The organism is Citrobacter sp. TBCS-15 (genome assembly GCF_005280815.1).
Lineage (GTDB): Bacteria > Pseudomonadota > Gammaproteobacteria > Enterobacterales > Enterobacteriaceae > Citrobacter > Citrobacter werkmanii.
The window spans coordinates 1-335 of the sequence record NZ_SZWK01000271.1; the positions used below are offsets into that span (position 1 = coordinate 1).

Annotated in this window: 1 protein-coding gene; it reads left to right on the plus strand. The window is 37.6% G+C overall.

The window, feature by feature from the left end; translation table 11 throughout:
- A partial coding sequence (locus FDW96_RS15150) for a hypothetical protein (protein WP_212732915.1) occupies nucleotides 1–335 on the plus strand: 335 nt, incomplete at both ends.

Sequence of the window (335 nt, forward strand, 5' to 3'; positions counted from 1 at the left end):
TATTGAAAAAGAACTCTGGAAAATCAGAAATTAAAAACGCTTGGAACGCAAAACTTGAAGAAAATGGCGTAACTATCACAGATACAACTTTCCAACTTCCACGCAAATTGGTTGAGTCAATCAACACAGCTTTGTTAAACACTAACCCAGTATTCAAAGTTTTCCACGTTACAAATGTTGGTGCTTTGCTCGTATCACGCTCTTTTGATTCATCAAATGAAGCACAAGTCCACAAAGACGGACAAACAAAAACAGAGCAGGCAGCCACACTCACTATTGATACTCTTGAGCCTGTAATGGTTTATAAATTGCAATCACTTGCTGAACGTGTTAAA